Source organism: Microbulbifer elongatus (genome assembly GCF_021165935.1).
Lineage (GTDB): Bacteria > Pseudomonadota > Gammaproteobacteria > Pseudomonadales > Cellvibrionaceae > Microbulbifer > Microbulbifer elongatus.
Genome location: NZ_CP088953.1, coordinates 2,058,128 through 2,071,726, shown reverse-complemented (window position 1 = coordinate 2,071,726; position 13,599 = coordinate 2,058,128). Strand labels below are relative to the sequence as shown.

Genomic DNA, 13,599 nt, shown 5'->3' with positions numbered 1-13,599 from the left:
ACGGTGGTTTCGCCATTGAGAATCATTCGCGACATTTAATCGCCAATACCGCGCCTTTGGCGACATTTGAATCGTTTTCGGCCCGTCCCATGGCTTAATAATGACATCAAGCGCGTGTAGAATGCGTGCCACCAACAACTGACCTGCTACTGTACTTGGGTCGGTACAGGTCCCAGACAAAGGAAGGATTATCACATGGCACATGTTCTCCCCGAACTCCCCTATGCTATGGACGCGCTGCAGCCGCACATCTCCAAAGAGACTCTGGAATTCCACTACGGCAAGCACCACAAAACCTACGTCGACAAGCTGAACGGCCTGCTGGAAGGCACTCCAGAAGCCGACAAGTCTCTGGAAGAAGTGATCAAATCTTCCTCCGGCGGTGTTTTCAATAACGCGGCTCAAATCTGGAACCACACCTTTTACTGGAACTGCCTGAGCCCCAACGGCGGCGGTGCCGCTACTGGCGCGGTTGCCGAAGCGATCAATGCGGCCTTCGGTTCTTTCGACAAGTTCAAGGAAGAATTCACCCAAAGCGCCGTAAACAACTTCGGTTCTGGCTGGACCTGGCTGGTGAAGAAAGCTGACGGTTCCGTAGCCATCGTCAACACCTCCAACGCCGAAACCCCGCTGACCGACGACAGCGTCACCCCGCTGCTGACCTGCGACGTGTGGGAGCACGCCTACTACATCGATTACCGCAACGCGCGTCCGAAGTACATGGAAGCCTTCTGGGCACTGGTCAACTGGGACTTTGTGAACCAGAACTTTGCCTGATCACTGACCGCAACTCAGTGAGACCGAAAGCGGGCCTAGGGCCCGCTTTTTTGTGCCCGCCCCCGTCAGTGCGCTGCTCCCCTGCTGGCTGTCTGCGACCACAATGACCACGCAACCCCTTGCCCGACCACGGGCATGCGCCGAAAAAATGACCAGCCCGCCATAAAATTTGCAACTCTCCCCGCTTCTGGTTACAACTCTGGACCGAAAATACATTTCCATTCACTGACACTGAGATAACACCATGAAGCTCAAGTTGACTCTGCTGGCAGCCGCCATAAGCGCGCTCGCCCTATCAGGTTGTGACCAGAAGCAAACCACTGAACAGACGGACGCCACCCCAACCGCAACCTCCGAAGCAGCGCCGACTACAGACCAGGCCAGTGTCAGCGGAGCAGCGGGTGATCCGGACGTGATTGCGAAAACCAACGAGTTGTTCGAGCAACAGTTTCAGACTCACGTCAACCGCAGCCCCGAATTCAAAACTTTTCTGGGGATTAAAGAGGACTACGGTAAATGGGACGATATCTCTCCCCGCTTTGAAAAAGAAACCCACGAGATCAACAAGCGACAGCTCGAGACACTGAAAAAAATTGACCCGGCTCAACTCGACGAAGCTACCCGGCTATCGCTGGAACTGGCCAAGCGCAAGCTCGAGCAGGACATTGAAAGCTGGAAGTGGCGCTTGCACACCTACCCCGTCAATCAGATGTATGCCGCCCATACCAGTGTCGCTTCGCTGCTGATCAATCAGCACCGGGTAGACGACGTATCCGATGCGGAAGCCTATATCTCTCGCCTGAACGGCTTACCTGCGTATTTTGATCAGCTGGTTGAAAACCTGAAAGAGCGCGCGGACAAGGGCGTCGTCGTGCCCAAGTTTGTGTTCCCCTACGTTATCAGCGACGGCAAAAACCTGATTACTGGCGCGCCCTATGACGATGGTAAAGACAGCACCCTGTACGCCGACTTCAAGGGCAAGGTGGATAAGCTGGAAATCAGCGACGAAGAAAAGTCCGCGCTGATCGAGCAGGCCAAAACGGCCATGCTGGAAAGTGTCAAGCCCGCGTATGAAAATTTGATCGACTACCTGGGTGAACTGGAGAAAAAAGCCACCACCGATGACGGCGCCTGGAAACTGCCAGATGGCGATGACTTCTACCAGCACCGCCTCAACGTCTACACCACCACCGACATGACCGCCGAGGAAATCCACCAGAAAGGCCTCGAAGAAGTGGAGCGCATTCACAACGAAATGCGTGAAATCATGAAGCAGGTGGAGTTTGACGGGGATCTGCAGGAATTCTTTGAATTCATGCGCACCGATGAGCGCTTCTACTATCCGGAAACCGAGGAAGGCAAGCAGCGCTACCTGAAAGAAGCCACTGCGCTGATCGACACCATGAAAGGCCGCCTCGACGAACTGTTCATCACCAAGCCGAAAGCCGATCTGGTGGTAAAAGCAGTAGAGCCTTTCCGCGAGAAATCCGCGGGTAAAGCCTTTTACCAGCGCCCGGCCCCGGACGGATCACGCCCGGGTATCTACTATGCCAACCTGTACAAAATGAGCAGTATGCCGGTGTACCAGATGGAGGCTCTGGCCTATCACGAAGGCATTCCCGGTCACCATATGCAGCTGTCCATCATGCAGGAACTGGAAAATGTACCCAGCTTCCGCAAATTCGGTGGTTACACTGCCTATACGGAAGGCTGGGGACTCTACTCTGAGTTGGTGCCCAAAGAGATCGGTTTCTACCAGGATCCCTATTCCGACTTTGGCCGACTCGCCATGGAACTGTGGCGCGCCTGCCGATTGGTGGTAGACACCGGTATGCACAGTAAAAAGTGGACGCGGGAAGAGACCATCGACTGGCTGGCAGAAAACAGCCCCAACCCCCATGGCGATGTGGTCAAAGCCATTGAACGCTATATCGTGATGCCAGGACAGGCCACCGCCTACAAGATCGGCATGATGAAGATTGTCGAACTGCGCGAGAATGCCAGACAGGCACTGGGCGACGCATTCGATATCCGCGAATTCCACGATGTGGTACTGGCAAATGGCGCCGTGCCACTGGATGTACTGGAAGAACTGGTCAACAACTGGGTGGCGGAAAAGAAAGGCAACTGATACCCGCTCGGGGAATAAGAAACCTCAAACGTTGAAAAGCCGGGACGGAAACGTCTCGGCTTTTCTTTTGGGTGCTCTTTTAATTCACTGGGCGCTATTTACAATAGTGCCGCGCCCGCTGGCGATAACAACAAAAACTGAATTGAAATGGAATACGTAAATGGAATTTCGGCTTTTCAAATTTCCGCTGTGGTTACTGGCCGGCGGCGGCCTGATCCTGACCGGCTGCACGCTCGCCCAGAAGCTCTTCGAACCCAATATCACCAGCGAAGCGATCACCGAAATCCGCTATCTGGACCAGGGCTGGACCGATGAAGATCGTCAGCTTTTTTACAATACCCCCCAGGGTACCGAGCTGCAGGGGCTTCATTTCGCCTGGCTGCAGGCACTGGAACTGCCTTTTTCCCGAGAGAAACTCGCAAGCCCTGAAAACATGCGCGGTTGGGGGTTCATCATCGACCCCACATATAGCCCCAAATCCACTGCCGGTGCGGTCTACCCGGTGGGTATGGGGAGCCACCTGAACCCCGAGGACGGCTCTCAGCGCCTCGACCTGGGCTGTGCCCTGTGCCATACCGGCGAACTGCATTATCGGGGTACCGCATTGCGTATTGACGGCGGCCAGGCCATTCACGGTATGTCCACCAGTGACTTTGGTGAGTTTATTCACTCTCTCGGAGCCACCACCGCTGAAATGCAGGTCAACCTGCTGAAATGGAACCGCTTCGTCAAAGAGGTTGCCGGTGACGATCCGGAAGCGCGCACCCGGTTGAAGCGGGACTTTTCCGCCTTCCGCAACCGCTTTTTCGAGTTTGCCAAAGGGCCGGGGCGGGACAAGAACTTCCCGGTTGCAGAAGGTCGTGGCCGCACGGACGCGGTAGGCCGGATCGGCAATGTCGTATTCGGTTACAACCTGGGTATCGAAGAGAACTACAAAAAAGCCAATGCCCCGGTCAGCTACCCTTTCCTGTGGGATATCTGGCGTTTTGACTGGGTGCAGTACACTGGATTTACCAACCAGGCCATGGCCCGCAATGTCGGTGAAGCACTGGGCGTGATGGCGCCGGTAAAATTGATCGACGAGAACGGCGAGCTGTTGCCGGAAGGGGAGTTCGGTCAGTCCACTATCGACGTGGAAGGTATGCAGTGCGTTGAAACCACTCTGCGCAAGCTGCGACCGCCGAAGTGGCCGGAAGATGTGCTGGGGGAAGTTGACATCACCCGCGCCCGCCAGGGAAAAGATCTGTTTGCCGACCAGTGCGCCCACTGTCACGGCCCACACATCGCAGAACCCTACCAATGGACGCTGGCCGCAGGACCCGGGGATAACCCGGCCAACCAGCGAGACGTCAATTGGCAATGGGACATGTCCGGCCAGATCGACTACGACGCTGACAATCGCCCGGTACGCCAGGACTGGCGGGAATCCATCTGGGCGGTTCCCTGGATCGATATCAGCGTCATCGGCACCGACCCCACCGCGGCAACGAATTTTATCGAACATAGGTTCGACCCGGGGCCCCTGGTTGCACGCAATCCGGCAGACCCTGAGGATGCTGAAACACGCCGGGTCAACGCGGGAGACGGTTTGCAGCTGCTGATCAACAGGCTGGTGCCGGTGCTTTACAAAAATCGCGATATTTCCAGTGACGGCAACGCAATCGCCGACTACGACGGCTTGAATGTGCCCTTCCGAATCGCCAACAAGGCGGCCTACAAAGCGCGCCCTCTGCATGGGGTATGGGCCACCCCCCCCTTTCTGCACAATGGATCCGTCCCCACCATTTACGACCTGCTTTCTCCCAAGGAAGCGCGCCCGGTGCGATTTGGGGTCGGGCACCGGGAGTACAACCCACACAAGCTCGGCTATATCACCGATATGCGTCCCGGCAGTTTTGCTTTCGACACCCGGAAAACCGGCAACAGCAACAGCGGCCATCTGTTTACCGACAGCGATCAACCCGGACGTATCGGCCGGCGCCTGAAAGAGCACGAACGCCTGGCACTGATCGAGTACCTGAAGGTGATGGGCAACCCGGATTACGCCGAACGCCTGGGCGGGGACCCACAAAACTGGGCGCAATACCCAGAGCCGCCCGCAAGTGCCATCGGAGAGCAGGCCTGTGCGCCGTACCGCCACACTCGTGTTCCGCAGCTGGCGAGCCAGCAGATTCACGGGGAGGCCGCACCGTGAAAGCACGCATTCTGCTGGCGACCGCCACTGCGCTCTGGACACTCGGTAGTGCAGCGCAAGAGCCACCCGCCGTCGACCAGGCATTGCCCAATCCGGACAGAATCAATCCAAACCCCAATGCCTCCCCCGCCGTGGCGCCCCACACTCTGGATATGCTTGGCATGGAACTGTCCGAAGCGGAGCAGACTGCGATTGCATCCGCGATTCAATCGGCGCGCAAAATCTCTGCTGCCGCCCATTCCTTGAACAGCCCCAGATACGGTAACCACTACCGTCGAGACGCCCACGCCAAGGCAACCGGCTGCCTGCGCGCGGAATTTGAAATTAACGGAGATATTCCGCCGCGCTTTCAGCATTCCATTTTTTCCGAACCCGGGCGCAGTTACCGGGCCTGGATCCGTTTTTCTAACGGCGATATGCAGGTTCAGCCAGACAGCCAGGGGGACGCCCGGGGTATGGCGATCAAGGTAATGAAATCCGGCGGCACACCCATCGCTGCCGAGTTACCCCAGGGCGCCGCTGCGAACCAGGACTTCATCATGACCAATACCCCGGCGTTTTTTCATCGCAATATCTTTGATTACGCCGAGAATATGCAGCACCTGGCGCAGCTGGATCGCCGCGGCTGGTTTTTCAGCCTGTGGCCGCCGCGCCTGCGGGTAAAGGAAATGTGGCGGGCGTATCAGACCGTATCCTCCACCATCGATACCCCGCTGGCAGAGCAATACTTTTCCATGCTGCCCTATCGGCTGGGGGAAACACCCATCAAATTCTCCACACGTCCCTGCGCCGGTAGTGACTTTTCCCGGGCGCGAGCCAACAGACAGCGCGGGGAAAACTATCTCACCCGGCAGATGAGCGAAACGCTCACGTCTGCCAGTGCCTGTTTTGACTTTATGGTGCAGCCACGGCTGTCCGGTGCGACCGGTCAGGAAATGCCCCTGGATGACGGCACTGTGATCTGGAAAGAGTCCAGGTCGCCGTTTATTCCCATCGCGCGCATACATATCCCGCCACAGGAGTTTACCGGCAGGGCGCAGCGGAACTTTTGCGAGAATCTTTCCATGAACCCCTGGCGTGGGGTGGGAGAATGGGAGCCCCTTGGCAGCCTGAACCGGGCCCGGCGTCTCGTGTATCACGCAGTGTCGGATTTTCGCCACCGCAAGAACGCCGCCACATATCAGGAACCCGATAACTGGTGTATTCCCGGGGCAAAAGTTCCCTGTTCCGATACACAGGGGCTCAAACTCCGCAAACCGCGCTGGCCACTGCCACGCTGTTTCGATGGGCATTTTCGCCCACGAGACGGAAGTGCGGTCAGCAGCCAGTGCGATGGTTACAACACCGGCCGTCGCTCACTGGATAACGCCACAAGCAATACGCGCGCCGCCGCCACCTAGCGGTTTCGGCTGATCCGAATAGTTATCACCACCGGCGTGGATCATCAGTGCACGCCCTTTCAGGTCTGACTTTTTCAGACGCGGAGCGAGCACCGGTGTCACCGCTTTGCCACCGCGGTCCACGTAGAGTGCGGGCAGATCCCCCAGGTGGCCATCGCCCCAGGGCATACCGTGCTTGCCGGTATTATGCGGGTCATAATGGCTCCCGGCCGCCAGGCCCGGCACCATCTTGCCCTTTTTCTCGGCCGGCTCACAGCTACCATGTTCGTGCAGGTGGAAACCGTGCAACCCTTTCGGCAGCCCATTGAGATTCGGGGTAAATACCAGGCCGTACGCCGTCTCGGTAACGGACACGGTGCCCAGCTTGGTGCCGACGCCTTCTTTATTGAGCTTCAGCACCGTCACCACCGTATCCGCTGCTGCGGGCAATACCAGGCTACTGCACAGCGCAACAAAGGCGATTGATTTGAGTGTTCGGGACATGCGGGCACCTCCATCAGGCCACCAACTGCGCTGGTGGCGCTAGAAATTACACTATCCCACTGAGTGTAGAAGGAAATGCCAGAATCGCAGCACCTCAGATATTGAGGACCTGCTTGACGAAAGGAATGGTGATTTTGCGCTGGGCCTGCAACGAAGCCCGATCCAGCTGCTCAAGCAACGTGAACAGCGCACGGGTGTTGCGCGGCGCGCGATGAAGAATATACAAAGCTACATCTTCGGGCAGGTCGAACCCCCGCAGCTTGCTGCGACGCACCAGCGCGGCAACCTTGTCGTTATCGCTCAGCGGATGCAGCTGGAAAGTAAGCCCCCACTGCAGCCGGGATTTAAGATCGGCCAGGGTCAGGGGCAGATTCCGTGGAGACTGCCTCGCGCCCAGTAATAGTTGTTTGCCACTGTCCCGCAGACGGTTGTACAGATGAAACAACGCCGTCTGCCAGTCGGTGCGCCCTTCGATCTGTTGCAGATCATCAATGCACACCAGATCCAGACACTCCAGCCCCTCGACAATGGCTTCGGGGTCATTGTCGATCAGGTCCGAGAGCGGTAGGTACTGAAAACTCCGTCCACTCGCCTCCGCCACCTGACACGCAGACTGTAACAGGTGGGTTACCCCACTGCCGGGCTCCCCCCACAGATACACCACCTGCTCGGGGCTCTGCCCGCAGGCAAAGGCGTTCAGCATGCCCACGACCTGCCGGTTACCGTCATCGGGCGACTGGAAAAAATTGGCGAACGTGGCATCGTCCCGCAGGGAAACACCCAGAGGCAATTGCTGCGGAACACCGCCGGATTGGCTACTACCAGACACGGTTTACTGCCAGCTGTAGCGCAGCGGATTCTGGGCGCTACCGAGTGGCGCGCGGTAGCCGGATAGATCAACCAAGCCATCATCGCGCGCCAACTGCAGGTTGCGGTTCAATGCCAGCACATTCTGCAGGGTCTTGAGCTCGGTGCTGGAAGTAAGCGCCAACATCAGGCGGTCACCGTCCACTGCCAACACCTCAGCGCTGCTGACCTGCGCCAGCCCCTGCAGATATTTGGTCGCCTGGGAGTAGTGCGCGAAGCTGCGAATACCGGAGATCTCCACCATGACCGCGCTGGCCACTCCGGTATCGGAGCTATGCACCGCGTAACGCTCTGCCAACAGGTTGGCGGCCTCGTTGACACCGCGCAGAGCCACTTCTTCCATGGTGGTACCGCTGGCGTCGAAGGCATAGCTGCGGCCACCGTGGATCAGCAGCCAGTTTGCCTGCCAGCGCTGACCAGAGGTCTGCAACAGGCGGCCCATCAGCGTCGCATCCGGGCGATAGCGCACACCAGCGCGCTCTGCGGCACCTTCATCCTGGGCCCAGAGGCTGCCCAGGGGCATATTGCGCTGGTCATTCAGATCCATAACCGGGAAGTCGAGCGGTAGCCCACGCTCCATGGCGAGGCCGTCCAGTAATCCGAACAACTCCGGGTAGTCTTCCTGGCGCAGGGTATCGCGGCCGGATTGCAGGGTGTCCACAGCCATCCATACCAGTGTACCCGGGCGGTTATTCGGCCACAGGGGCAGTTGCAGCTTGTGGACCAGATCGTTCACCGCCTGGGGATCAAAAGCCAGTTGCAGGTACAGCTGATTGTCGTCACTGTCGTAGCGGTAGCTCTGCACAAATTTCTGAGACTGCGCCAACACCGGCGCAACCTTGGGGTTGTTGGCGATATTCTGATCACCGGTAACCCGCACGAATACACGCTCCAGGCCGCGGGCAGTGGCGTCAGCGCGGTCGGTGTTGCCGCGGCTGGCGACCGCTTCCCGTACATCGTACAGATCCGGCATGACCCGCGCACTGGCGGGTGAGACCAACAGCGTCGCCGACATTGCTGCCAACAGCAGCACAAACCAGAGCAGTGCGCGGGGGGTTATGGTCAATGGCATTGGCTCTCAGTCCCCTATTACCTCTTTATATGTATCAGTCGCCCGCCCAAACCGCTGGCGACCAGGTATTCTGGCCGCCAGCGGTGGATTACACGGTGCGTTCCTGCGCCGGAGTCGGGTCCCCGACAGTCAATTACCGGCTATTGTATCAGTGTCGGCTGTTTCTCCCAGCCTTCAGTTCGCACATTCAGGTAATTTTCTACTAGAATACGCGCCCCTCCAATTAGGCCCTTATCAGGTTGAACCATGAGCGACTCCAAGCCGAACTCCTCCAGCCCCTCTCTCAGCTACAAAGACGCCGGTGTCGATATCGACGCGGGCAACGCCCTGGTTGAGCGCATCAAGCATGTGGCCAAGCGCACCACGCGCCCGGAGGTCATGGGTGGCCTCGGTGGATTCGGCGCCCTGTGCCAACTGCCGAGCGGCTATAAAGAGCCCGTCCTGGTCAGCGGCACCGATGGTGTCGGCACCAAACTGCGCCTGGCCATGGACCTGGGCATTCATGACACCATCGGCATCGACCTGGTGGCCATGTGCGTCAACGACCTGGTGGTTGCCGGCGCCGAGCCCCTGTTCTTCCTCGACTACTACGCCACCGGTAAGCTGAATGTCGATATCGCCGCGGACGTGGTCACCGGTATCGGCAAAGGCTGTGAGCTGGCCGGGGCCGCCCTGGTAGGCGGTGAGACCGCGGAAATGCCGGGCATGTACGAAGGCGAAGACTACGACCTCGCGGGCTTCTGCGTAGGTGTGGTGGAAAAATCCGAAATCATTGACGGCAGCAAGGTACAGACCGGCGACACACTGATCGGTCTCGGCGCCTCCGGCCCCCATTCCAACGGCTACTCCCTGATCCGCAAGGTGCTGGAAATCAGCGGCGCCGACCTGAACAAGGATCTGGAAGGCAAGACGCTGGCCGAATCCCTGATGGCTCCGACCCGCATCTACGTCAAGAGCCTGCTGGGTCTGATGAAGGAAGTGCAGGTCAACGCCCTGAGCCATATCACCGGCGGCGGCCTGCTGGAAAACCTGCCCCGAGTTCTGCCAGAGAACGCCCGCGCAGTCATTGATACCAAAAGCTGGGACCTGCCGCCGGTTTTCCGCTGGCTGCAGGAAGCGGGCAATATCGAAGGCCGCGAGATGTACCGCACCTTTAACTGCGGGGTGGGTATGGTGATCTGTGTACCGGCGGCGGACGCCGACAAGGCCGTTGCCAAGCTGAAAGAGCTGGGTGAAGACGCCTTCATCGTCGGTAGCATCGAAGCCACCACCGGTGGCGAAGCGGTAGAACTGGCCGGTCTGTAATACCTGATGTCCATTAGCGATACCCCCACTCCGAGCGGGAACTGCCGCGCCGTCGTGCTGATCTCCGGCAGCGGCAGCAACCTGCAGACCTTTCTGGACGCCGCCGCCAGCGGTGACAGCGGCTATACCGTGGAAGCGGTCATCAGTAATAAGGCCGACGCCTACGGGCTCACCCGGGCGCAAAACGCTGGCGTGCCCACCGAGGTGCTGAGCCACCGGGACTTCAGCGATCGCGACAGCTTCGACCAGGCCATGGCCAAGCTGATCGATGGCTACCAGCCGGATCTCGTCATCCTCGCCGGCTTTATGCGCATCCTGACGCCGGACTTTGTGCGCCACTTCAGTGGGCGCCTGTTGAACATTCATCCCTCTTTGTTGCCCAAGTACCAGGGCCTGTATACACATCAGCGCGCGCTGGATGCCGGCGACAGGGAACACGGCGCCACCGTGCACTTTGTCACCGAAGAGCTCGACGGTGGTCCGCCCATCCTGCAGGCGGCGGTCCCCATCGAGAGCGGCGATACCGCCGAATCCCTTGCACAGCGCGTGCTGGTGCAGGAACATAAAATCTATCCAATGGTGGCCAGCTGGTTTGCCCAGGGCCGTCTGCGCATGGTGGGAGACCGCGCCGAGCTGGATGGAGAGCTGCTGCCACGCAGTGGCAAACGGTTGTAGGGCCGGACTGCTAGACTTCCGGCCAGACACCCGATCCCAAGTGAATGGAAGTCGAAAATAAGGCCGGAGGTTGTCCCTTGAATCGTTTCGCCGTTGCTACCGCATCAGTCTGTTTCTTTCTATCCACCCTGCTTACTGGCCTGCCGAGCTACGCTCAGAGCGAAGCCGATAGTGCCCCCCCCGCCACGAATACCGCTGCCTCCAACGTGCTGGTTCCGTTCACTGCCATTTACGAGGCAGAGTTCAGTGGGTTTGGCGTCAAAGCCGAACGCAAATTAACCGGTAGCCCGCAAAGCTGGCGCCTGGATTTTTCCGCGCATTCCATGTTTGCGAAAATCGAGGAATATTCCCGCTTCGCCCAACAGGGTACCCGGCTCACTCCCCAGCACTACGATTATCAGAAATCCGGACTGGGCCGGGATCGTCACACAGCCCTCAGTTTTGAAGACGACGGCAAGCGCATTCTGAACATCTACGATAAATCCCGCAGTATCGAAAACGCGCCAGCAAATACCCAGGACAAAATCAGCTACCAGCTGCAGCTGGCGCTGGATATCGCCAATGGCAAAAAACCACTGAAGTATCAGGTAGCCGATGGAAAAAAAATCCGCGACTACGAATTTGAGGTGGCGGGCGAAGAAACGATCAGCACTCCCATGGGCAAAGTAAAAACCATTAAAGTACAGAGAGTGCGCGACGAGGATGCCGCGCGCGTCACCAACATCTGGTTTGCCCCCGAGTGGAACTACGCACTGGTAAAGCTGATGCAGCGCGAAGAAAATGGCAAAAGCTACCAGATCACCCTGACAAAATTATCCATTAATGGAAAACAAATCAGCGCGCAAAAATAATTAGAAATTTTTTTCACATCTATACAAAAAATTTACGACAAACCGTAGACTTTTCCGCTACAGGCTACTATAAAGTCGTCGCATTCTCCCCGTGCGTAAAATTCGCACTGCTAGAATCAAGCTACTGGGAATTTGTTTGCTTGAAGCAAAAACTTTCTGGAAAAGCTTCTTCGCCAGTATTGGGCCAAATTCCCGCTGGCATAATTTTCAGCAAAAGAGTGGGACCTCATGACTATCAAAACTTTGCGCAGAGCCGCATTAGCGGCAGCAATCTGTTCCGCATCCAGCGGCGCCATGGCGGCTGGCTTTGCACTTCAGGAATCCAGTGTCAGTGGCCTGGGCCGCGCCTATGCCGCCGAGAACACCATCGGTGATAACGCCGCCATTCTCGCCCGCAACCCCGCAGGTTCTGCGCTGTTTGACCGCATCACCATCACTGGCGGCTTCAACTACGTGGACCCGGAAATCGATGCCGCCGGTTACACCCAGTTTTTCGCCCAGACCCCCAATGGCGAGTTTCCGCTGACCGAACCTCTCTACCAGGAGGCCAACGATTACGCCACCGATGCGATTGTGCCGTTCGGCTATGTGGCGGTACCCATTGATGACTGCTGGTCGTTCGGTTTTGCGATGAATGCCGACTACGGCCTGGAAACCGATTTCGACTCCAACTGGCTGGTAACCCATATCTCCGATAAAACGGAGCTGCTGACCGTCAACCTCGCACCGTCTGTGGCCTACAACTACCGCGACGTATTCAGCGTTGGGGTATCCGTCAACTTCCTGTATGCGGACGCCACCCTGAACACTAAGGTCCCCAATGACTTCCCGGTGGACCCGTCACTGTCCAATGCCAAAATTCTGAACGCCAGCGGCGACGACTGGGATACCAGCTGGGCAATCGGTGCCCTGTGGAACATCACCGACCGCACCCGCGTCGGTATTTCCTACCAGGCTGAGTTCGACCCGAAACTCGATGCGGATGTCGACTCGGATCTTCTGCCCTCCGTGATAAACGGTTTGCCATTTGACAACGAACCCGCCGACCTGACTCTGGATCTGCCGGATGTCGCGGAGATCGGCCTGTATCACCGCTTCAACAAGGAGTGGGGCCTGGCGGTGGGCGCCACCTGGACCGACTGGGACGATTTTGAGCGCCTGGAAGCGTTTTTCCCTGACCAGACTGTTGGCGGCGAGCCCTACCTGCCGTACAACCCGCTGCACATCAAGGAAGAGAACTTCAAGACCGGCTGGCGTTACAGCGTAGGTCTGGAGTACTACCCCTGTGAAGAAGTAACCTGGCGCATGGGCTATGCCTATGACGAGGGTGCTGCCCGTGATGGTCTCTACACCGAAGAAAGTGAACTGGTAGGCCGTGATATCACCTGGCGTACGCTGTCTATTCCAGACAACGATCGCCAGTGGGTAACCTTTGGCGGCACCTACAAATTCAACAACCAGTTGAGCATCGATGGCGGCCTTGCGTATATCTGGGGTGACGATGCACCGATCCAGGAGTTTTCCAGCCTGCCGGTTGCGGCACTGGGCGGCGCACTCAACACCTACTTTGATGGCGGCACCACCAACCTGGAAGCCTGGATTGCAGGTGTTGGCCTGAACTACAGCTTCTGATCCCCGAAAGGACAGACGCAGGTTCATGCAAAGCCGGGTGGTAACACCCGGCTTTTTTATTGCCTCACGATAATGCCAGCGCACCAAAACAATTCGGATCTGCGCACCGAATGTGCACCACGATACACCGGAACAACAATCCGCCAGCGCACCGGAGCACGGAATCCAATGCCCGTTTACCATGTATTTAGCGCCAGTAGCCTTTTTCCTCC

At 57.9% G+C, this 13,599-nt stretch carries 11 protein-coding genes; 8 read left to right on the top strand and 3 right to left on the bottom strand.

The annotated features are described in order from the left end of the window. Positions 1-195 precede the first annotated feature (195 nt). The 4 genes from LRR79_RS08550 (at position 196) to LRR79_RS08535 (ending at position 6,502) form a co-directional block, all read left to right on the top strand. On the top strand, positions 196-777 hold the full coding sequence (locus tag LRR79_RS08550; protein WP_231759934.1) for a superoxide dismutase: 582 nt from the start codon (positions 196-198) through the stop codon (positions 775-777). Between the two features lie 244 nt (positions 778-1,021). Further along, a complete protein-coding gene (locus LRR79_RS08545) occupies positions 1,022-2,908 on the top strand; it encodes a DUF885 domain-containing protein (RefSeq protein ID WP_231759933.1) in 1,887 nt (628 codons plus the stop codon). A gap of 160 nt (positions 2,909-3,068) precedes the next feature. Continuing rightward, positions 3,069-5,102 carry a di-heme-cytochrome C peroxidase gene (locus tag LRR79_RS08540; protein ID WP_231759932.1) on the top strand — a complete coding sequence of 678 codons (2,034 nt, stop codon included), beginning with the start codon at positions 3,069-3,071 and terminating at the stop codon, positions 5,100-5,102. Further along, positions 5,099-6,502, top strand: a complete 1,404-nt coding sequence (locus LRR79_RS08535) for a catalase family protein (protein WP_231759931.1) — start codon at positions 5,099-5,101, stop codon at positions 6,500-6,502. Before LRR79_RS08540 ends, LRR79_RS08535 begins: the two co-directional genes overlap by 4 nt. On the opposite strand, the gene sodC is transcribed toward LRR79_RS08535, so the two are convergent. From sodC to LRR79_RS08520, 3 genes are all read right to left on the bottom strand, one after another. Beyond that, on the bottom strand, positions 6,458-6,985 hold the full coding sequence (sodC, locus tag LRR79_RS08530; protein WP_231759930.1) for a superoxide dismutase family protein: 528 nt from the start codon (positions 6,983-6,985) through the stop codon (positions 6,458-6,460). The genes LRR79_RS08535 and sodC overlap by 45 nt on opposite strands. Positions 6,986-7,079: 94 nt before the next feature. Continuing rightward, positions 7,080-7,814: a DnaA regulatory inactivator Hda gene (gene hda / locus LRR79_RS08525; RefSeq protein WP_231759929.1), complete on the bottom strand. Its 735-nt coding sequence runs from the start codon at positions 7,812-7,814 to the stop codon at positions 7,080-7,082. A gap of 3 nt (positions 7,815-7,817) precedes the next feature. Further along, positions 7,818-8,924 carry a DUF2066 domain-containing protein gene (locus tag LRR79_RS08520; protein ID WP_231759928.1) on the bottom strand — a complete coding sequence of 369 codons (1,107 nt, stop codon included), beginning with the start codon at positions 8,922-8,924 and terminating at the stop codon, positions 7,818-7,820. 246 nt (positions 8,925-9,170) lie between these two features. Here LRR79_RS08520 and purM point away from each other — a divergent pair, with 246 nt between their 5' ends. From purM to LRR79_RS08500, 4 genes are all read left to right on the top strand, one after another. Further along, positions 9,171-10,229 (top strand): phosphoribosylformylglycinamidine cyclo-ligase, encoded by a 1,059-nt coding sequence (purM, locus tag LRR79_RS08515; protein ID WP_231759927.1) that lies wholly within the window; start codon positions 9,171-9,173, stop codon positions 10,227-10,229. A gap of 6 nt (positions 10,230-10,235) precedes the next feature. Then, positions 10,236-10,904 (top strand): phosphoribosylglycinamide formyltransferase, encoded by a 669-nt coding sequence (gene purN / locus LRR79_RS08510; RefSeq protein ID WP_231759926.1) that lies wholly within the window; start codon positions 10,236-10,238, stop codon positions 10,902-10,904. 77 nt (positions 10,905-10,981) lie between these two features. Beyond that, positions 10,982-11,755: a DUF3108 domain-containing protein gene (locus tag LRR79_RS08505; RefSeq protein WP_231759925.1), complete on the top strand. Its 774-nt coding sequence runs from the start codon at positions 10,982-10,984 to the stop codon at positions 11,753-11,755. A 228-nt stretch (positions 11,756-11,983) separates the two neighbouring features. After that, positions 11,984-13,387, top strand: a complete 1,404-nt coding sequence (locus LRR79_RS08500; RefSeq protein ID WP_231759924.1) for an OmpP1/FadL family transporter — start codon at positions 11,984-11,986, stop codon at positions 13,385-13,387. Positions 13,388-13,599 lie beyond the last annotated feature (212 nt).